Source organism: Gemmatimonadota bacterium, from assembly GCA_009838845.1.
Taxonomy (GTDB): domain Bacteria; phylum Latescibacterota; class UBA2968; order UBA2968; family UBA2968; genus VXRD01.
Genome location: VXRD01000049.1, coordinates 64,201 through 83,841 on the forward strand (window position 1 = coordinate 64,201; position 19,641 = coordinate 83,841).

19 protein-coding genes, 1 tRNA gene and 1 pseudogene are annotated in these 19,641 nt (G+C 49.0%); 12 read left to right on the forward strand and 9 right to left on the reverse strand.

The genetic code is table 11. The annotated features are described in order from the left end of the window. Nucleotides 1-30: 30 nt before the first annotated feature. From F4Y39_07430 to F4Y39_07470, 9 genes and pseudogenes are all read right to left on the reverse strand, one after another. Entirely contained in the window at nt 31-1,086 is a 1,056-nt protein-coding gene (locus F4Y39_07430; protein ID MYC13546.1) for an exo-alpha-sialidase, read from the reverse strand. A gap of 9 nt (nt 1,087-1,095) precedes the next feature. After that, nucleotides 1,096-1,704, reverse strand: a complete 609-nt coding sequence (locus F4Y39_07435) for a hypothetical protein (protein ID MYC13547.1) — start codon at nt 1,702-1,704, stop codon at nt 1,096-1,098. A gap of 54 nt (nt 1,705-1,758) precedes the next feature. Beyond that, on the reverse strand, nt 1,759-2,091 hold the full coding sequence (locus F4Y39_07440; protein ID MYC13548.1) for a BrnA antitoxin family protein: 333 nt from the start codon (nt 2,089-2,091) through the stop codon (nt 1,759-1,761). A 9-nt stretch (nt 2,092-2,100) separates the two neighbouring features. Then, complete coding sequence (locus F4Y39_07445) at nt 2,101-2,364, reverse strand: BrnT family toxin (protein ID MYC13549.1); 264 nt, start codon at nt 2,362-2,364, stop codon at nt 2,101-2,103. Nucleotides 2,365-2,448: 84 nt separating this feature from the next. After that, nucleotides 2,449-2,524: transfer RNA gene (locus tag F4Y39_07450), tRNA-Lys, on the reverse strand. 117 nt (nt 2,525-2,641) lie between these two features. After that, nucleotides 2,642-3,112, reverse strand: a pseudogene (locus F4Y39_07455) (type II toxin-antitoxin system VapC family toxin). After that, nucleotides 3,109-3,873: a hypothetical protein gene (locus F4Y39_07460; GenBank protein MYC13550.1), complete on the reverse strand. Its 765-nt coding sequence runs from the start codon at nt 3,871-3,873 to the stop codon at nt 3,109-3,111. Before F4Y39_07460 ends, F4Y39_07455 begins: the two are co-directional and overlap by 4 nt. Before the next feature lie 71 nt (nt 3,874-3,944). Beyond that, on the reverse strand, nt 3,945-4,418 hold the full coding sequence (moaC, locus tag F4Y39_07465) for a cyclic pyranopterin monophosphate synthase MoaC (GenBank protein ID MYC13551.1): 474 nt from the start codon (nt 4,416-4,418) through the stop codon (nt 3,945-3,947). Nucleotides 4,419-4,424: 6 nt separating this feature from the next. Beyond that, nucleotides 4,425-5,648 (reverse strand): molybdopterin molybdotransferase MoeA, encoded by a 1,224-nt coding sequence (locus F4Y39_07470; protein MYC13552.1) that lies wholly within the window; start codon nt 5,646-5,648, stop codon nt 4,425-4,427. A gap of 119 nt (nt 5,649-5,767) precedes the next feature. Between F4Y39_07470 and F4Y39_07475 the strand changes: the two genes are divergently transcribed. From F4Y39_07475 to F4Y39_07530, 12 genes are all read left to right on the forward strand, one after another. Next, nucleotides 5,768-6,499, forward strand: a complete 732-nt coding sequence (locus F4Y39_07475; protein ID MYC13553.1) for an SDR family oxidoreductase — start codon at nt 5,768-5,770, stop codon at nt 6,497-6,499. Between the two features lie 12 nt (nt 6,500-6,511). Next, on the forward strand, nt 6,512-8,152 hold the full coding sequence (locus F4Y39_07480; GenBank protein ID MYC13554.1) for an Rne/Rng family ribonuclease: 1,641 nt from the start codon (nt 6,512-6,514) through the stop codon (nt 8,150-8,152). Between the two features lie 139 nt (nt 8,153-8,291). Next, nucleotides 8,292-8,609 carry a 50S ribosomal protein L21 gene (rplU, locus tag F4Y39_07485; protein MYC13555.1) on the forward strand — a complete coding sequence of 106 codons (318 nt, stop codon included), beginning with the start codon at nt 8,292-8,294 and terminating at the stop codon, nt 8,607-8,609. A gap of 17 nt (nt 8,610-8,626) precedes the next feature. Next, nucleotides 8,627-8,878 carry a 50S ribosomal protein L27 gene (locus F4Y39_07490; GenBank protein MYC13556.1) on the forward strand — a complete coding sequence of 84 codons (252 nt, stop codon included), beginning with the start codon at nt 8,627-8,629 and terminating at the stop codon, nt 8,876-8,878. Nucleotides 8,879-8,895: 17 nt separating this feature from the next. Further along, on the forward strand, nt 8,896-9,822 hold the full coding sequence (gene mdh / locus F4Y39_07495) for a malate dehydrogenase (protein MYC13557.1): 927 nt from the start codon (nt 8,896-8,898) through the stop codon (nt 9,820-9,822). 144 nt (nt 9,823-9,966) lie between these two features. Further along, nucleotides 9,967-12,102, forward strand: a complete 2,136-nt coding sequence (locus F4Y39_07500) for an SAM-dependent DNA methyltransferase (protein ID MYC13558.1) — start codon at nt 9,967-9,969, stop codon at nt 12,100-12,102. Between the two features lie 136 nt (nt 12,103-12,238). Continuing rightward, on the forward strand, nt 12,239-12,547 hold the full coding sequence (locus F4Y39_07505) for a DUF433 domain-containing protein (GenBank protein MYC13559.1): 309 nt from the start codon (nt 12,239-12,241) through the stop codon (nt 12,545-12,547). Continuing rightward, complete coding sequence (locus F4Y39_07510; GenBank protein ID MYC13560.1) at nt 12,548-13,339, forward strand: DUF1883 domain-containing protein; 792 nt, start codon at nt 12,548-12,550, stop codon at nt 13,337-13,339. A 21-nt stretch (nt 13,340-13,360) separates the two neighbouring features. Further along, a complete protein-coding gene (locus F4Y39_07515; GenBank protein MYC13561.1) occupies nt 13,361-14,722 on the forward strand; it encodes a hypothetical protein in 1,362 nt (453 codons plus the stop codon). Nucleotides 14,723-14,795: 73 nt separating this feature from the next. Beyond that, the gene (locus F4Y39_07520; protein MYC13562.1) at nt 14,796-17,381 is read left to right on the forward strand and encodes a hypothetical protein; all 2,586 of its coding nucleotides are present in this window, start codon (nt 14,796-14,798) and stop codon (nt 17,379-17,381) included. Beyond that, on the forward strand, nt 17,381-18,871 hold the full coding sequence (locus F4Y39_07525) for a hypothetical protein (GenBank protein MYC13563.1): 1,491 nt from the start codon (nt 17,381-17,383) through the stop codon (nt 18,869-18,871). Before F4Y39_07520 ends, F4Y39_07525 begins: the two co-directional genes overlap by 1 nt. 172 nt (nt 18,872-19,043) lie before the next feature. Next, a partial coding sequence (locus F4Y39_07530; protein MYC13564.1) for an Appr-1-p processing protein occupies nt 19,044-19,641 on the forward strand: 598 nt, incomplete at its 3' end.

Consider the following 19,641-nt stretch of genomic DNA (forward strand, 5'->3'; position numbering starts at 1 on the left):
GAAAGAAAGCGGTTTCGGGCTTCTGCTGCTTCAACGCAATTCATCCCACTTGAATTCCAGGCGAATGAGATCTGGGGGCGATTCGCGGAGGTGGAGGGATTTATAGGTTATGACATTGAGATACACTTTTCCGGAGCGTGTTGTGAAATAGGGCATCGCATAATACCCGTCGGGTACAACCGCGCCTTCGTAATTGTCCAATATGGCATAGGAGAGGATTTCGAGTGATTCGGGATCAAATTTGAATAGACACAGTTTCATGCCGCGTATCGATTTCATGTAATTTCGACCGATGAAGTAGTAGCCGCCATCTCGCTTGAAAAGTCGCGGTCTGCCTATCTGGGCGCGTATGAATTTGTAGGTTTTCGTCAGGTTCACTTCTCTGATTAAGCGGAACGATCTATCGGTAAAATGCATTCGCTGTATGCCGTCCAGTCCCCGTGTGTTGAAGATGTATCCGTCATCATATCGCAGGAAGGATGTTTCATTGATGGGGGCGTTGCCAAAGGCTTTTGTGAGATTAGCTACAAACTGCCAACTTTTCCCATTGTCATCGGATCGAATCACATCCACATTGGGACTGTTATTGCGATAATGCCGGTAGGGCGTCAGGAGCATCCAGGTCGTTTCTCTCTCTGTCAGAGATTCAAACGCATAGACATATTCCGTGCCGTTGATGGGGCCGAGTTTTTCTCCGCCTTCAAAATGCACGCCATTATCCGAAGACCGATATGCAAGAAGCCCGAATTTGTCTTTGGAATTTGGGAAATGCGGATCGACGTACAGGCCAATATCCCCATTGGCGAATCGGACAAATTCTCCGTTTTGAATGGTGAAACCATCCAGATGTGCGACAATTTTTCGATCCGAAATTGTCCCTGTGGTGGGATTGTAACGAAACATCTCCCAGTCGGCCGCTGGTTCCGTGTTGTGCCGGGTGCCGCGTTTGTAGGCGATCAGGACATTATGCTCGTCCAGAAATAATAGGTGAGGTGCCTTTACATAAGGTAGCGTTTTTTGTTCCGCGGCTCGTATAAGGATTTCCTGAGTTTTGTAATGAGGCAGGATGAGGATATGAGGTCTCATAGTATTTTTCTACTGACAGTTGTCGCCCGCAAAAAAGGGGATGCCCTGAAGCCATGTCTGAAAAGCAGTATTGAGCGGCGCGCATAGCTCCGTGTCTTGAAAGATGAATTCCTTTAGATTCGTCAGGTTTGTCAGGCTTTGGGGAAGTGGACCTGTCAGGCCATTCTGGTCGAGATACAGTCCCGTGAGGTTGGACAGGTTACTCAATTCAGAGGGGATTGAGCCGCTTAATACATTTTTGGAAAGATACAGGTCCGTGAGGTTGGAAAGATTGCCCAATTCGGATGGGATAGGGCCATGCAACTGGTTATTGGAAAGGTTTAGTGTTTTGAGGTCGGACAGGTTGCCCAATGCCCCAGGAAGCTCGCCCGTCAGGTTATTGTTGGCGAGTTCCAGGGATATGACCCGTTCATTAGAAATTGTGATACCATGCCAGGTCGAAAGATCGCTATCGCTCAGCCAATTTGTCCTGTTCGTCCAATTTGCCCCATCGGTGGCATTGTACAGGGCTACCAGTACATCGCGGTCTGCCGCCAGTGACTGCTCTGGTCCCGTGCTGTTCTTCCCACAACTGAAAAGGAAAGGAACCAGCATAATGTAAATGGGGACTGGTCGCATTATGCCATCCTCAAAAAAAGGCCACCGGATCGGTGACCTTTTTTGTTTGGCTTCTTATCGCGTTTTTTGCGCTTCCATATATGCTCGTAGGACCGCATTCATTCGAGTTTGATATCCCCTGCCGAACGATTGAAAATAGTCAACAACATCGTTATCAATTCGCAGTGAGATTTGTTTCTTTCTTTTTGGCATTACAACCCGCAGTTGTGTCAGGTCGCAGTCCTCTAAGCGCAGTGAGTCGGGGTCTTCGCGGGCGTTGCGTTCGATTTCCTCTTCGGTCATTGTGTTCAACCGGTGCCAATCGGTTTTGTCTTCCTTACTGCCTACCGGCACGCCTTGAGAAACAGAGGTTATTTTGTCTTTCTTCTTGTTTGTGGCTCTGTTCATTTCGCCTCCTTATGTGTTTGACTCAAACAAGTTCCGTTCTTTTCTACTTGCTTTTCGTGCTGAAATGATCCTTCGAGCCTTGCCGCGCCAGGTATAAACAACGGCGATTACATGATTGTTAAGAATGCCGAGTGCGAGTATCCGGGCTTCGTCATTCCGTCTTTGGGGAATCTCTACAACTGTATCTTCAAAGATGTTTACAGCGACCCGAAAGTCGTAGCCGTGTTTCTCAAGGTTGGCAAGCCGCTTATTTATGTCCCATTCAAATTTCACATAAAGAATATATAAAATGTAGATACATTTTGTCAATACAAAAACAGGCACTTACATAACTTCTGCAAGTGCCTGTTCGGATTATGGTGCGCCCACAGGGAATCGAACCCCGAACCTACTGATTAAGAGTCAGTTGCTCTGCCAGTTGAGCTATAGGCGCGTTTTTTTATGTGCGATTGGAAATGTAAAGAAGCCACTATGCCTTGTCAAGCATCTTGACTTCGACTGCGATGGAGAGCAGGTCAATAGATCAGTTTATTGAGGGATGTCGAAAATTTTACACTCCGGGGAGCTCAGGTTGGTAAGATAAATTCGGATGGCCGATCCTGAGACCAGGGTCGCCAATATTGCCATTCAGCTTTATCAAATCGTCATCAAATGTGTCCAAAGACGCCACTTGATACTCGACTGCCGTAGCTGCATGGATGGAATCCTTCGGCTGAAGATGGGAATATTCTTAGATCAATTTTCTGGCCGCCAAACCTATTGAAGTGTCAACTGGGCGGATGATGATAAATTCCTGTTCAAAAAATTTCTGAATCGTCTCTTCGTGTTCTTGACCGAGTGGCTGTTCTCCTCTTAGCTTGATCACTTCAACCAGTGTGATCGCTGAAGTGACAATGTGGACTTCATTGCGTTCCGCAGCTTCTATGACCCCCTGACAAACATTGACCCTCTCTGGTTCGTCGTTAAGCAGACCAAGAAAAACCGACGAATCCCAGTACCTCAATTGACGTTTCTTGTTCATAAATTTTTGTAGATGCCAATAATGTCGGAAAAAGATGGGAGTTCATCGGAAGACGCAAAAACTTTAAAATCTTCTACAGTGATACTGGAAGGCTTTCCTTCTTTTCTATAGTTTACCATCCCATAAGCCTGTACGCGTTTGTCAAACGCCTTCAAGACTTCCTGTTTTAATTCGTTAGGAAAAAAACAGATCACAGGATGATCTGTTAACCGGTCATAAATACGGAATTTATACTTCCCGCGACTCGTAATGGCTTGTAGGTAGCCTTCAACAGAACCCAAAGTAGCGCGATGGACCTGATACATTGCATCTACTGTTGCGACCGCACGTTTAGAAAGTGTTTGTCTGCGCTCGGGGAAATCAACACGCACGCGATTGAGTTCGTCATGTCCAACTTTTACCAAATTTGCCAGAGATTTGGCAGATCTTAGGGCATCGTCATTGAAATAGCTGGGGCGGTCTTCTCGCCCATCCTCAAGATGCGCTAAGCCATCAGAGATGAACTTGATCGCCTTGGGGACATCATCTTTGTGGGCAGTTTCTGGTTCGGGATCAAAATGGACAACAACGCTTCCAGGTTCGACCGATACAACCCAGTCAACAGCCTTCCGCGTATCCATCACTTCATCAGAAACAGCATTTATGAGCTTGAATAGAGCATTAATCCCTGTGACGAATTGTGTACCTGGGATTTTAGGACCCTCAAGCGTCAAAGTGATCCGATTTTGAGAGCGATTTATATCCATTTCTTTTTGCTCCATTTGGTCTTACTCCGATTCTGCTTCTCTCCGAGAGTGAGATAATAGCAAAGTACAGAAGCCCTTATACGATGTCAAGTCTTGCGAATATAAGTTCCGCTGCGTCCACCGCTTTTTTGTAAGAGACAGATTTCTCCGATGACCATGTTGCGATCTGCTGCTTTGCACATGTCGTAAATGGTCAACAGGCCGACACTTACCGCGGTGAGTGCTTCCATTTCGACACCTGTGCGGTCGGGTACGCGCACGGTTGCACGCGCTATAATGCTCGTTTTTTCGACTTCAAAATTGAGTTCAACGCCCGTAATGCCCAGCGGGTGACACATTGGGATGAGGTCAGAAGTGCGCTTGGCGGCCATGATGCCCGCAATGCGCGCGGTTTCCAGCACATTGCCTTTGGGGATATTTCCCCCAGTGACGAGTTGCAGGGTTTCGGGTTGCATTTCAATTTTGCCCGATGCGATTGCCTCGCGGTCTGTCACAGCTTTATCTGTGATATCCACCATCTTCACGGATCCCTGTTCGTCAATATGTGTCAATTTAGCCATGATCTTTTACCAGCTATTTAGTAAAATGAGGTCTAATTCAGTGCCTGCATGCACATGGGCATCTTCGGCATTGACCACGAATAAGCTGTTTGCGCGGGCCATTGAAAATAGATCCGCCGAGCCGTGGTGCCCGACCCAGGCGCTTTCCCATACGCCGTTTTTGCCCTGAACACTGTGCGCGGGTACAAATTGCTTTCGTCCGGGTGTTTGTCGAAAGTCGGCGTTGAGCACTGTGCGGACCGTGGGGAGGTGCAGATCTGTCAGGCACTGCATTTTTCTGATCGCAGGGCGCATGAGCAGTTCCAGGCCGACCACAGAGGATACCGGATTGCCGGGCAGTCCAAATACCTGTCGCGCACCTTTTACGCCAAATGTCAGGGGTTTGCCGGGTTTCATGCGGATGCGGTCAAATAGCACTTCGACACCCAGATCTCGCATGCCGTCTTGTACCAGGTCGTATTCGCCAGCAGAGACGCCGCCCGAAAGGGCGACTATATCACAGGTCTCCAGGCCTTTGCCGATGGTTTGTATCAACGCATGGATGTCGTCTTCTACAATGCCGAGATAACGCGCCTGCGCCCCCGAGCGCAGGACTTGAGCTACCATCGAGTACCCATTGCTGTTTCGAATTTGTCCGGGTTTGGGTTTGTGGTGTGGTTCCACCACTTCGCTGCCGGTTGCCACAATGCAGACTATTGGTTGGCGATAGACCTCGACATGGACATGTCCCACAGCGGCGAGAATGCCAACTTCGGGGGGGCGTATGACTGTGTTGGCCTGTAATACTACCTGATTGACGCGCACATCTTCGCCGAGGCGGGCGATATTTCTGCCTGTTTCCGTGGTGTCGAGCACGCGCACTTTTTGGGCATCTGCGTGTGGTTCTGTATCTTCGACCATAATTACCGTGTCTGCGCCATCGGGCAAGGGTGCGCCTGTCATAATTTGAGAAGCTTGCCCACATTCTACACGTTTTTGGGGTACTGTGCCCGCTGGAATCTCTTCGATTACATCGAGTATGACCGGTGTATTACTGGATGCGGATGCGATATCTGCTCCCTGAAGGGCATAACCATCCATAAGGGCTTTGTCAAAGGGGGGCATGTCGATATCCGATCGCACGTCTTCGGATAAAACGCGCCCGAGCACATCGTTCAATCCAACGTGGGTTTTGTCAATTGTCCGGGTATTTTCCAGTACTATGCGAATGGCGTCGTCCATTTCAATCATAACTTTACTCCTTGTTTTATTTTCATTAATCGCGCATAATATACGTAAACTTGCCCGAAGTATCTGAGATTTTTTTGTATTTTTTTATGGGAAAATCGTGATAGAGTGTATCTTAAACTATGAGGAGCAATATGTCCAAGACAGCAATTATTACTGGCGCAGGCACCGGAATTGGTGCGAGTATTGCCATTGCATTTGCCGAAGCGGGCTATAATCTCGCGCTCGTGGGACGGCGCGTAGAACCCCTTGAAGAAACGGCAAGGCAATGCGGCTCTGCCAATATCGAGATCTGCGCTGCCGATGTTGCCGACCGCCAGGCGGTTCAATTGCTTGCCGAACAAACGGTCGCGGCATTTGGTCGCATCGATATTTTAGTGAACAACGCGGGTATCAATACCAAAAAACGCCACTTGAACGATATTGCGGATGAAGACTGGGACCGCGTTATGGAGATCAATCTCACGGGTGCTTTTAATGCGTTTCGCGCTGTTTTGCCACAAATGAAAGTGCAAAATGACGGTCTGGTTATCAATATTTCATCTATGGCTGGCAAAAGAGCGGGTATGATCAGTGGTGTGGCTTATTGCGCGTCCAAATTTGGCATGGCCGCGCTGAATCAATCGATCAATGTCGAGTTTCGAGAGGAGGGCATTCGCGCCTGCTGTATTTATCCCGGCGAAGTTGATACTCCTATCTTAGACCACCGCCCCAATCCCGTTTCAGATGAAAAACGCGCCGCCGCTCTTTTGCCCGAAGACATTGCCGCCGCCGCATTTATGGTCGCCCAGATGCCAGACCGCGTCATTGTCGAAGAAATTACCATTTTTCCACGCCATGTGGTCAGTAGATAGACGGAGCGGTGTATGAAGGCGAGTAAATCGAGCATGACTGGCCGTATCTCAGAGCCTGCTCCACAAGTGGGTAATGTGGGGCCAGTTCATATCAGTAAGGATAAAATAAAAATGAAAACCGAAATTATTATTAATGTCGCTTCACACGAGTCGCGAATTGCCATCCTCGAAGATGGTCGGCTCGCAGAAATTCTCGTTGAACGCGCTGAAAAAGAACGCATGGTTGGCGATATTTATCAGGGGGTTGTAACCGCTGTTCTGCCTGGCTTACAGGCAGGTTTTGTCGATATTGGGCAGGAAAAAGCGGCTTTTTTACACGTTTCTGATATGCCTGGCTCGCCCGGCTCAATGGTCGAACTCGACTCGGAAATTCTCGAGGATATCCGGGATCAGAGCAATGGGCAGGGCAAGTTCAATATTGATGAGCTTTTGTCCAGGGGGCAGGAAGTCATTGTGCAGATTAAAAAAGAGTCCATCAACACAAAAGGACCGCGCATTTCTGCTGTGCCGTCGCTTGCCGGTCGGTTTATGGTGCTTGTGCCCGATGGCGATAAAGTAGGCGTGTCTCGCAAAATTACCAATTGGCGTGAAAAGCGGCGCCTTCGAGATCTCGCGGGCAAGCTCAAGCCCGAGGGCTTTGGCCTTATCGTGCGCACCGAAGCCAATGGCAAAGGTGATCGGGAACTCGGGCGGGACCTCAAGCAGCTTTTGACAACGTGGAAACGGCTTCAAAAACAGGGTAAAAAAAGCAGCGGCCCCAAATTGCTTTACAAAGAAGTGGGCATGACGTCTGGTCTTATCCGCGATTTGTTCACGGAGGATGTTCACCGCCTTGTCGTTGATTCAAAGCGCGAATACAAGCAAATTCAGGCATATCTCAAAGGGGTTTCACCCGAGTTGCGCCGAACCGTCGAATACTACGGCGATACGCGACCGATTTTTGACGCTTTTGGCATTGAGGCTGAAATTGAAAAGCTCACCGAACGCAAAGTCTGGTTCAAAGGCGGTGGTTATCTGGTTATTGATCCGACAGAAGCGCTGGTTGCCATCGATGTCAACAGCGGGCGCAGCGTGGGCAAAGGGCGTGCCAAGCAGGATGAGACCGTGTTGAAGACCAATTTGGAGGCTGCCCGAGAGGTTGCCCGCCAACTCCGTTTGCGCGATATGGGCGGGCTTGTGGTTGTCGATTTTATCGATATGGACCATGCGCGAGATCGCAAGCGCGTCGAAGATGAAATGCGTCAGGCTATTCGCCGCGACCGGTCCAAGATCCGGTATTCGCGGATTACACAGTTTGGTCTGATGGAGATGACCCGCCAGCGGGTGCGTCCCAGTTTGATGTCCACTTATTCTGCGCCCTGCCCGCAATGCCATGGCACGGGACATATTCCGAGCCAGGAAACCGTGCTGTCGCGCATCGAACGCTGGCTCAAACGCTCTCGCGCAGCCGCGCTCGAAAGACGGCTCACTGTGCAGGTTCACCCCACACTCGGATTTTATTTGCTCGAAAATCGCAGGGAGCGCCTCAAAGCTATTCGCAAATCCACCCGGGTTTGGCTCGATGTCGAATCGGCTCCGGATTTGAGCGAAGAAGATTATCGCATTTTTTCCAGAAAGCGGAAGGTTGATGTGACAAATGAAGTTCAAACTTGACATAAAGTACGACTTCGGATAAATTTAGCCCTCTTTGGATTTTCCGATCCACACCGGGTCGGGAAGTTTGTTTGTAAATAAAAAGTGGGGGCTGGGAACTGGTGGTTGGGGACTGGAACAGTTTCTGGAGGTTTTGAGTATGTATGCAGTGGTCGATATCGCTGGTAGCCAATACAAGGTGCAAGAGGGCGATCATATCCGCGTGGCCCGGCTCGATGCCGAGGAGGGGGATTCACTTACTTTTCCCCAGGTGTTGCTCGTAGGTGACAGCGATGAAATTAAGGTGGGTACGCCTCAAGTTGAAGGGGCTACCGTTGAAGTGAGTGTTAAAGGACATGGTCTCGCAGACAAAGTCATGATTTTTAAGATGAAGCGCCGCAAGAATTACCGGCGCAAGAGAGGACATCGGCAATCTTATACCGATCTTCAGGTTGAAAAAATTGTAGCGGAAAGCTAAAATCGAGGAGGCTTTTCATGGCACATAAAAAAGGTGTTGGCAGTTCGAGAAATGGCAGAGATAGCGCGGGAAGACGCCTGGGTGTGAAATCCCCCGGCGGCCAGATTGTCTCTGCAGGGACGATTATTATGCGCCAGCGCGGCACAAAAATTCATCCCGGCAATAATGTTCGCAAGGGTAAAGACGATACGTTGTTTTCGCTCATCGATGGACGCGTCAAATTTGAGCACCTCGGTAAGAAGCGCAAGAAGGTGAGTGTTTACGCGTAAGAGGCGAGAGGCGTGAGGTGAACAAAATTGGGATTGTTGGTGCTGGCAATGTGGGGGCGACTTCTGCACAGCGCATTGCCGAAAGGGAATTGGCCCGCGAGGTTGTGCTTCTCGATGTGGCAGAGGGTATTCCGCAGGGCAAGGGTCTCGATATGGCGGAGTCTGCACCTGTCGAGCGTTTTGATACCCGCCTGATTGGCACCAATGACCCCAGCGCGCTTGCAGGGAGTGATCTCGTGGTGATTACCGCTGGGATTGCGCGCAAGCCCGGTATGAGTCGCGATGATTTGCAGGCGACGAATGCAGATATTGTTGGTACGGTGTCCGAGAATGTGCGGGATGTCGCGCCCAATGCCATTGTGGTCGTGGTGTCCAATCCGCTCGATGTGATGACGTATGTGGCGTTGCAAAAAACCGGTTTTCCCCCACATCGCGTGGTCGGGATGGCCGGTATTCTCGATTCTGCGCGTTTTCGCTTTTTTATTGCCGAGGCGCTCGATGTTTCCGTCGAAGATGTGACGGCTTTTGTGCTGGGCGGACACGGCGATTCTATGGTTCCTCTGCCTCGCTATTCTTCTGTTGCGGGGATTCCGCTTACCGAGTTGCTCGATGGTGCTACTATTGAGGCGATTGTTCAGCGGACGCGGGATGGCGGTGCTGAGATTGTCGGTCATCTCAAGACGGGGAGTGCGTATTACGCACCGGCTTCAGCGGTTGCCGAGATGACTGAGGCGATTGTGCGCGATAAGAAACGCATTTTGCCCTGTGCAGCGTATCTGACCGGGCAATACGGTATCCACGATCTTTTTGTGGGTGTGCCCATAAAGCTCGGCGCCCAGGGCGTTGAGAGTATTATCGAAATTGGCCTGACGCCAGAAGAGACCGCAGCCCTGCAAAAATCTGCCGACGAGGTGCGAGAAAATATTGCGAAACTCGAGTTGTGAAATAAAATTATGATTGTCATTGCGGCATGGTTTTAGCCGCCACGCGCATGTAGAGGTTCCACAGTCAGCCCGTTCAATCTCCCCAATAGAAGGGTAGTTGGACGGGCTGATTATCTTATGGATGGAAAAAGGGAGGACGATCAAATGCAAGATAGCCAGGTCAATCGCATTCCCAGATTTATATGGGGTATTGCCGACGATGTGTTGCGCGACCTGTACGTGCGGGGCAAGTACCGCGATATTATTCTGCCGATGACGGTGATTCGACGGCTGGATGCGGCGCTTGAGCCGACCAAGCAGGTTGTTCTCGCTATGCGAACCAGACTGGACGAGGATGGCGTTATTGAGCAGGAAGCCGCGCTGAAGCAGGCCGCCGGGCACGCTTTTTACAATGCATCGCCATTCACGTTGCGCGATCTTCGCGCCCGCGCCAATCGGCAGCAACTTCGGGCTGATTTTGAGGCGTATCTGGATGGGTTTTCGTCCAATGTGCAGGATATTTTGAAGAATTTTGAGTTTCGCAATCAGATTCCGCGTTTGTCCGATGCCGATGCTCTCGGCGCGCTGATTGAAAAATTTCTATCGCCGGATATCAATTTAAGTCCCTATCCGGTGGAGAATGGCGATGGCTCTGTGCGGTTTTCCGGTCTGGACAACCACGCGATGGGTACGATTTTCGAGGAACTGGTGCGGCGGTTTAACGAGGAGAATAACGAGGAGGCTGGCGAACACTGGACGCCGCGCGACGCTGTCAAGCTGATGGCGAATCTCATTTTTCTTCCGGTGGCTGATGAGATTGAGTCGAGTACCTATTTGCTCTACGATGGTGCTTGCGGCACGGGTGGTATGCTGACTGTCGCAGAGGAGACGCTTCGAGATCTCGCCCAGGAGCGCGGGAAGCAGGTTTCCACGCATCTTTATGGGCAGGAGATCAATGCCGAGACCTATGCTATTTGCAAGGCAGATCTGTTGCTGAAGGGCGAAGGTAGCGCGGCGGATAATATTGTCGGGGGACCGGAGTATTCGACGCTTTCCAATGATGCTTTTCCATCCCACAAGTTTGACTTTATGCTCAGCAATCCGCCTTACGGCAAGAGTTGGAAGAACGATCTGGCTCGCATGGGGGGCAAGAGCGGCTTATCCGATCCGCGATTTCTTATCGCTCACGACGGCGACGCGGAGTATTCCCTTCTCACCCGCTCCAGCGATGGGCAGATGCTGTTCCTCGCCAATCTGCTTTCCAAGATGAAGCGCGATACCACGCTGGGCAGCCGCATTGCCGAGGTCCACAATGGGAGTTCTCTGTTCACGGGTGACGCTGGGCAGGGTGAGAGCAATATCCGTCGCTGGATTATCGAGAATGACTATCTGGAGGCGATTGTCGCGCTGCCGCTCAATATGTTCTACAATACGGGTATTGCCACGTACATCTGGGTGCTGACCAATCGCAAGCCAGCACACCGGCAAGGCAAGGTGCAACTTATTGATGCGACCGAGTGGTACAGTCCCCTGCGTAAGAACCTGGGTGCCAAGAACTGCGAGTTGTCCAATGGCGACATCCGCCGCATTTGCGATGCTTTCCTCGCGTTTGAGGAGACAGAGCAGTCGAAGATTTTTCCCAATAAGGCATTCGGCTACTATAAGGTGACGGTTGAACGACCACTACGCCTCGCTGTCGATTTGTCGGCTGAACACCGCACGCGATTTCGGGATGCCTGCTGTGAAGCAAAGGAAGAGCCACTCGCCGATGTGGTTGATCGGGTGGCGGAGACTGCGGGTAACGGTCCTCATCTCGATTTCAATTGTTTCATAGATGCGGTTGCCACAGAGGCTTCTGAGCAGGGCGTCAAGCTGATCGCCAAACGGAAGAAGCTGTTGCAAACGTCGCTGGCATTTCGGGACGAAGCCGCCGAGCCGGTGATTAAGAGGGTCCACAAATTGGGCAATAGGGAGCCAGACCCGATTCGCGGTCTGGTAGAGGCGACAGTGAATGACCAGTGCGTCGTCGTTGAATACGAACCCGATAGCGAGTTGCGCGATACTGAACAGGTCCCCCTGCTCGATGAGGGCGGTATTGAGGGCTTCTTACACCGCGAGGTATTGCCCTATGCTCCTGATGCATGGTATGTTTCGACGAGTGTCAAAATTGGCTATGAGATCAGCTTTACCCGCCACTTCTACAAGCCACAGCCCATGCGTTCGAGGGAAGAAATCCGTGCTGATATACTGGCGTTGGAGCGAGAGAGTGAGGGGGTGTTGGAGGAGATTATGGGGGAGTAAATATCTTGCCAACCTTGAATATGTGAATAAAGTTGGCTATACTCTAAATGCAATCTTGAATATGCATTCTTCGAGCGCATGGGTGAGGAAACGGGACCGGGAGAGACGCGCGAACGAAATTTGACCTGAGAGAGCAATGAAATCTTTAGATGACCATATTGAGATTACCTCCGGTATATGCAGCGGAAAGCCGCGTATTGCCGGCCGTCGCATTACCGTGGCGCACATCGCCATCTGGCATGAACGCATGGGCAAATGTGCAGATGAAATCGCCGCAGAATACGATTTGACACTGGCCGATGTGTATGCAGCATTGGCCTACTATTTTGATCACCGCGAGGAAATTGACCAATCGATTCAAGAGAGTGAAGAATTTGTGAAGGCCTTCCGCCAACAGACCTTCTCAAAGTTGGCTGAAAAGCTACAAGAAAAGAGAGGTAACTAAATGCAGTTTCAACATTACGATCTCGGGCATCAACCACAAGGTGCTTTTGTTGAAGTAACATTGTCGGGAAATGCTGCCAATGTTCGGCTACTTGATAGCACAAACTTCCAAAATTATCGCTCTGGCCGTAAACATCGTTATATCGGTGGTCTAATTAGACGGTCTCCTGCTCGTTTGACGATTCCACGCACAGGAACTTGGCATATAGCTGTTGACTTCCAAGGCCTGCGAGGTCAATGTCGTTCTTCAGTTCGTGTAATTCCCCGAGCCGCACTGTCTCCACTCCCAGAATCCTCATCCTCACTATCATCTAAAGAGCGGGCTATACACCAAGAAAACTCTGTCGAGCGTACACTTGAAGGTTCTGTGCAATCTGAACATTATGACGTCTTTATTTCTCACGCTACTGAAGACAAAGACGACATTGTACGTCCGCTGACCAACGCGCTAATTGCAGAGGGTCTTAGGGTTTGGTACGACGAATTTGAACTTCGAATTGGTGATAGCCTGCACCGAAAAATTGATAGTGGCCTCTCACGGAGCCGATTCGGAGTAGTTATAATTTCACATTCATTTTTTGCGAAAAACTGGACTCAATACGAATTAGATGGACTCGTGACACGAGAAATGACTGGTGAACAGGTAATTCTTCCGATTTGGCACGAAATCAGTCAGAGTGAGGTTATTGAAAAGAGTCCTTCGCTGGCGGACAAAGTCGCTCGCAACACTTCGGATTTCACTATCGACGAGATTGCCTGCGAAATCGCTGAAGTCACAAGGACAAGTTTGTAAATCTTAGCTGGATAATGTCATATGATGTCCAACCTTAAACCCTATCCCGACTATAAGCCCTCCAATGTCGAGTGGCTTGGTGATGTGCCTGCCCATTGGGAAGTAAGGCGGGTGAAGCAAGTGTCGTGGATCCAGGGCGGATTTGCGTTTTCTGCTGATTCATTCGGAAAGGAGGGAGTTCCGGTGGTCCGAATGAACAACATCCGTCGTGGAGTATTGGCTTTAGATGATGTAGTTCGAATTCCTGAACATCAATGCAAGGATGCGTTTGCACTTAAAGAAGGCGACATTATATACGGGTTATCTGGAAGCATTGGTGCTACTGGTAGCCTTGGAAACTATGCTGTTGTCAGAAAGGATGACATTCCAGCACAATTGAACCAACGCGTTGCAAGATTTAGACCCGTGATGGGCCGAATCACAGAGGGATTTCTAGTTAGGTCCATACAGATAAGAGTTTTCTACGACCAGGTTCTTTCACATACGACAGGAACGGCTCAGTTCAACGTAAGTACAAATGACATTAGCAATGTTGCCTTGGCATTACCACCGGTTGAAGAACAACGGCGAGTAGTATGCTATCTTGACCTGGCCGACGAACGCATCCGCCGCTACGTCAGAAGCAGGGAGCGGCTTATCGAACTGTTGGAGGAATATCGGCAGGCGGTCATCCACCACGCTGTCACGCGCGGTCTTGACCCCGATGTGCGCCTCAAGTCCTCGGACGTCGAGTGGCTTGGTGATGTGCCAGCGCATTGGGAGGTGCGACGGCTACGGAATGTCGGCGAAGCTATAATTGGATTGACCTACGATCCTCAAGATGTTGTAGATGAAGAAGATGGAATTCTCGTTCTGCGAGCCTCGAATATCTCTAACGGTAGGATCGTCTATGGGGATAATGTTTACGTCCGCTGTTCAGTACCTGACCGGCTTATTACAAAAGTGGGCGATATACTCATCTGCTCCAGGAGTGGTAGCCGAGCACTTATCGGCAAGAATGTGAGAATTGATTCATCGTCATCAGGAGTGACATTCGGTGCGTTCATGACTGTTTTTAGATGTGCAAATAATGAATATTTGCGTTATGTTTTTAATTCCAAATTGTTTGAATATCAATCTGGCGCATTTATGACTTCTACTATCAATCAACTTACCTTAAGCATGCTTTACAGCATTAAGATTCCATTGCCGCCGGTTCCAGAACAAAAACGGATTATTCATTACCTTGAAAAGGCAACTGCCGATGTTGACGTCGCTATTGACCGTGCGCGGCGAGAAATTGAGTTGCTGGGCGAATACCGCACGCGGTTGATTGCCGATGTGGTTACAGGCATAGTAGATGTGCGCGAGGTAGCGGCAGAGTTGCCTGATGAAGTTGAGTAGAGAGAACGCGCGGTGGGACTGGTATCAAAATAGAGTGCATAAATAGGAAACAGCCCAAAAAAAAAGATAAAAAATGCGACGATTTGACGAATCTCACGATAACGAGTTTGCGGAAACCGTAAAACTTGGCGAAGACAATGCTGAATGCTTACGCCAAATGCAGAGTTGGTGTAAGCATGTTGAAATCGAACGGACATCAGAAGGACTTTACGCGCAAATGACGGGGCTTCCCATAGCGGGCCACAGTGTGGCTTGCCCAAAAGTAGAGGACAAATCGGAGTCCATGAATCTCCGCTGGATTTTCTCTGATTTTCTTGTAGAAAACTGTGCTACTTGTCCGCATCATATCCCAAACGGAGATCCTTCGTGGGGCCAGGAGATAATTGATAAACACCGAGAGGAGGCCCATAAGCGCGAGCAAGAAGACAAAAAGGAAGCGGATCGAATATTCAAACTTCGTTCTGAACTGCGTTCAAAATCAAGGGACATTAGTGCGGAGACAGCTCCCGAATCTCATCGCATCCTCAAGTATCTTGAGGCGATTTTCTCTGAGGATGAAACCGAACGTAAAGAAGCTTCTGAACGATTGGAGCAATCTGCACGCATAGGAGCAGACCTTTTTCCAAACGCGGCAATTGAACTGATCTTGCTGCTTGCAGGCTCCAATGAGTTTTCCGAATTACTGCTTCCGGTCTGTAAGGAACTCGCTAACAGACGACTCGATTTAGAGACTCGTCTAAGTCATGTTTCTCTCGACAACATTGAAAAAGGGCTACACATAGAGCAATCCGCTTCAGTGTTGGATGCGCTTGACGATAGCGTTGGATATCCACTTGATGAAGTATATATCACAAAATTGCTCCTCTCACAGGATCATGATTTAATTCGGTTCTCTGATGAACCTGACTATTCTCACAGTACCGCAATTATCATACGCAGTTTTGATGCTGATCCAGATAGTGTTCAAAACATTGTTCGCCGTGAGCTCCAGAACGAGAGTGACCATGTGCGCGTGTATTTATGTAGAGCAATCAAACTCATTCAAGAGGTACGACCGCAGATAGCTATCAATCTTCTTGATGCCCTCGCTCAATCGCTTGAACTCTACGAAAATGCACGGTCAGGTTACGAGCAACCATCAAAAAAAATTATCCAAATTCTGCAATCGGCGTTTCGACACTCTACGGATAGAGTTGATCTCTTTCTTGTTGAGGCAATGACTCATGTTCGTCCAGCCGTACAAGAAGATATTGTTGACATATATCGAGATCAGTTCTTTGACCGTACGATAAGTTGGGAAAAACGGGATGAACGGCGAAATCGAACAGAAGTGTCAGAACCAGAAGAAGTGGCAATTCAGAGGCTACTTTCATGGGTTAAGGATGAACGGCTCGAAATCGACATTCGTGTCCAGGTGGTTGAAGCGTTGGGGACCGCCTGTGCATATGCATCGGCAGAGATGATACATCATTTTGACTCCATTCTTGGCTACTTTGCCATAATTAGTGACCAGGAACATCCTCCTGATCCGCCGCCCAGGATTCTGCTTCCCGGTCAGCCCCAAAGTAATCAACTTGAGCAACTGGATGAATTTAGTCGAACCCAGAAATGGAGTGCATTCAAGGATGGATTGCAAAAATGTTTGGCAGAACTCTGCAAGATCAAACCATCAGAGGCATTTGATTCCATCTGCGGCTGTTTGAGCCAACCGTCGGCACACCTTGAGGATGACTTTAAGGCATGCTGTATATCATTGTTGGGCGAACTTGGCAAAGACTATACCCTCCGCCCACAGGTACTGCCTTTGATCTGGCGTGCGTTGATGGATTACGATTCGGATTGGGTACGGTCTCAGGCGATAGGAGCGACGGTAGAGATGTTCTCCTTTTCGGCCTCTTCTCCACCCGCGAACCTGGTAGATACAATTATTGTCCATTTACAAGATCCAAAAATCGTTGTTTATCAAGCTGCTTTGCAAGCTGTGTCACGGCGCCCAAGATGGTTTGATGAGAAGCAATCATTTGAGGCTCTGAAGTGTCTTGAGCGGCACCTTCATGCATACCGCAATGAAAAGTACCAACTTGATGATATCTGTAGCGGAATCCTGTCAGTCAGTCGCCGATATGAGCGCCTTAAGCCGTTTGCATTACGTCTGGTCGAGTCAATTTTTCCAACTGATGAATATTTTGTCGATAAGAAAATAGCCGAAGCACTGATCGGGTTTTGCGAGCCAGATGACGAAAATGCAGCGCTTGTCGCGAAAGATATCGGTGCTCATTTGGCGAATCACGATAGAGACCGTTACAACTATTATGGGTATTCCGAACGCTTACGTATGTTTGAATGGTTGCACCAATTGCCAGAGGATACGTACCACCGTGTGGCAGACAACCTTTTGACATCTGCCAAAAAAATAGCTGAACACGATGTTTGGGAATTATGCCACTTCGCAAGTCTGTTTTCACACTTTCAAGCATTTCGGTATGAGCAAGCTGTTTTAGAATCCGCAGTTAATTCTGTGCCTGAAGAACCAAGGCACGAGACGTCTCGTGCTAACTTACATCAACTCGCGATGATTGCAGCCGGGAATGCAGCTTTACAGGATGGTGACACAGAAAAGGCCGAAGCATATTTTGCAAAAGGGAAAGGTCGGGCTTGATGCAGCAAATAGAATTACAACTTGAGCATGCCTTTAATTCAGCGGCACTCATTCAGGACACACATGCAATTTTGAATTCGGTAACAGAAGGACAGACAGAGTGGACTCAGGCGGTTAGTTCTCTCATCAATCGTATTGACGATATTCTCACAAATACGCCAGAATCTCATGTACCCATAGAGTGGCACATCATGATTGCTGGGCTACATACATTAGTTAGTCAGGTAGTTTGTGTGACAATAGCTCAGGGTGGTGAAGGTGATTTGGTTGCGGAACGCACAAGGTGTGATGTCTTAGTGAGTGAACTGTGCCGTCTGGTATCGACAGATTCTTTGGCTTTGCCGAAAAGTACGGATTCAATTCGTCAATCATTGCTCCAAACAGGGCAATGTAATTCCGATGAGTTGCGTGCATTTCTATTGATGATCCCACTGCCTACCTTGTATTGGAATGCGAGCGAAGCGGAATTTCCGTATCGAGTTGCAGATAGAGAATCCGATACTACACCGAGTCCGATGTTGCGAGTGATTGTATTTCTGGATCATGCCCCAGTAGCAAGTCCACAATTCTTAAAGTCTAATATTTTGTATCCATTGGTATTTCAGGTCCGTGGTCTCACATGGCCTAGTGATGCGGTTCGCCTTCACCTCGATTTACTCACTACATGTCCGCAGAATGAGTTCTCGGTTTCCGATTTTACTTTGGATAAACCTCATTGTATTAAGGACGGTGAATATCAGGGGGAATTGGTAGGACAAATCAAGTTTAACTCTGGACAAAGTAGCGTTCTGGATGATCTCATATTTACAGTTCGTAGCGCATTTGAGACATCTACTGGAGATTTCACAGAAATTCCAGTAATAGGACATAATGAGTTGCGATTAAGAGTCGTCAATGAAGACCTACATCCTCTAATGACGGGTAACCGACAGCTGGATCAACATATTGCAGAGCTTGTCACAAAGTTACTTTCAGACCATCCAAAGGTTAAAGATGAGTTGCCGGACTTGCTGAAAATGCTCCAAGCTCTCGCTCGTCTGCTCGCCACATATGCTCAAGAGGCTATCTACAAGGGGGAGAGTGACGTACCTGAGTCTGAGTTTCAAAAAACAGTGCTTCGAGACCTTCGAAATCAACTCGGACAGGTACAAGAACACCCAAGTCAAGCCGGGGGTGTTACAGATATCAGGTATCGAGGTGTTATTGTTGAACTAAAGGTTGAAAGAGAAAACGGTGATCGTGAGTATATTTCGAACAAATACACGGCTCAGGCTACTCAATATGCCGGTGTAGAAACCAGGCAGATCAGCATTCTTCTGGTGCTTGACCTTACGACCAAGGAGAAGCCTCCGGGTGACATTAGGAATGATATTATTCTCACTGATGTCGAGACCCATGGGGGAGACGATAGAGCCAAAGAGTTTCCATCCAAAACATTTGTCTTTGTGATCAATGGGAATATGAAAAGTCCATCAACCTACTCCCGATGATAGCCCATTTTAGGACGGAGAAATTCGGCTCACTGATGATACCTGTTCCACCCTTCGTGTTGCTGGACGAATACCGCACGCGGTTGATTGCTGATGTGATTACGGGCAAAGTAGATGTGCGCGAGGCAGCGGCTGAGTTGTCTGCTGTTTAATGGACAGAAATAGAGATTATATGGACAATCGCTCAGTTCTCAAGATGACGCCCGGACGCGCCGCGCTGGTAGGGCTGATGGACTGTTATGTGCGCGGCTTGCTGGATCCATTCGTGACGCTGCTGGAAGTGCATAAGCTCATGTATTTTATGCAGGTAGCAGGCGAGCCGTTGAGATTGAAATTCGTTAAAGCCACGTATGGGCCTTATGCTGAGAACCTCCGGCATGTGTTGAACGCCATTGAGGGACATCTGGTGTCCGGCTATGCAGATGGTGGCGATGCTCCCGATAAGGAATTGGAATTGGTTCCGGGGGCGCTTGAAGATGCCCATGCATTTCTCGAAAACACACCTGAAACGCAGGCGCGCTTTGAAAGGGTTTCCACGCTTATTGAAGGGTTCGAGTCGTCGTTTGGCCTGGAATTACTCTCTACGGTGCATTGGATCGCCAGCGAGGAGAAGATATTGGACTTTGACGACATAGTGAATCATACTTACGCCTGGAGCGAAAGAAAGAAACAGTTTTCGCGGCGTCAGATTAAGATAGCATTTGATATTTTGTCGGAGAAGGGATGGATTGAGCATTCCGATGTGCGTGAGGCAGCGCATCCGGGAAGGA

Excerpts from the sequence above, each read along its gene's own strand:
- F4Y39_07430 (MYC13546.1), bottom strand. The coding sequence starts at position 1,086 with ATGAGACCTCATATCCTCATCCTGCCTCATTACAAAACTCAGGAAATC.
- F4Y39_07435 (MYC13547.1), bottom strand. The coding sequence starts at position 1,704 with ATGCGACCAGTCCCCATTTACATTATGCTGGTTCCTTTCCTTTTCAGT.
- F4Y39_07440 (MYC13548.1), bottom strand. The coding sequence starts at position 2,091 with ATGAACAGAGCCACAAACAAGAAGAAAGACAAAATAACCTCTGTTTCT.
- F4Y39_07460 (MYC13550.1), bottom strand. The coding sequence starts at position 3,873 with ATGGAGCAAAAAGAAATGGATATAAATCGCTCTCAAAATCGGATCACT.
- moaC (MYC13551.1), bottom strand. The coding sequence starts at position 4,418 with ATGGCTAAATTGACACATATTGACGAACAGGGATCCGTGAAGATGGTG.
- F4Y39_07470 (MYC13552.1), bottom strand. The coding sequence starts at position 5,648 with ATGATTGAAATGGACGACGCCATTCGCATAGTACTGGAAAATACCCGG.
- F4Y39_07475 (MYC13553.1), top strand. The coding sequence starts at position 5,768 with ATGAGGAGCAATATGTCCAAGACAGCAATTATTACTGGCGCAGGCACC.
- F4Y39_07480 (MYC13554.1), top strand. The coding sequence starts at position 6,512 with ATGAAGGCGAGTAAATCGAGCATGACTGGCCGTATCTCAGAGCCTGCT.
- rplU (MYC13555.1), top strand. The coding sequence starts at position 8,292 with ATGTATGCAGTGGTCGATATCGCTGGTAGCCAATACAAGGTGCAAGAG.
- F4Y39_07490 (MYC13556.1), top strand. The coding sequence starts at position 8,627 with ATGGCACATAAAAAAGGTGTTGGCAGTTCGAGAAATGGCAGAGATAGC.
- F4Y39_07500 (MYC13558.1), top strand. The coding sequence starts at position 9,967 with ATGCAAGATAGCCAGGTCAATCGCATTCCCAGATTTATATGGGGTATT.
- F4Y39_07505 (MYC13559.1), top strand. The coding sequence starts at position 12,239 with ATGAAATCTTTAGATGACCATATTGAGATTACCTCCGGTATATGCAGC.
- F4Y39_07510 (MYC13560.1), top strand. The coding sequence starts at position 12,548 with ATGCAGTTTCAACATTACGATCTCGGGCATCAACCACAAGGTGCTTTT.
- F4Y39_07515 (MYC13561.1), top strand. The coding sequence starts at position 13,361 with ATGATGTCCAACCTTAAACCCTATCCCGACTATAAGCCCTCCAATGTC.
- F4Y39_07520 (MYC13562.1), top strand. The coding sequence starts at position 14,796 with ATGCGACGATTTGACGAATCTCACGATAACGAGTTTGCGGAAACCGTA.
- F4Y39_07525 (MYC13563.1), top strand. The coding sequence starts at position 17,381 with ATGCAGCAAATAGAATTACAACTTGAGCATGCCTTTAATTCAGCGGCA.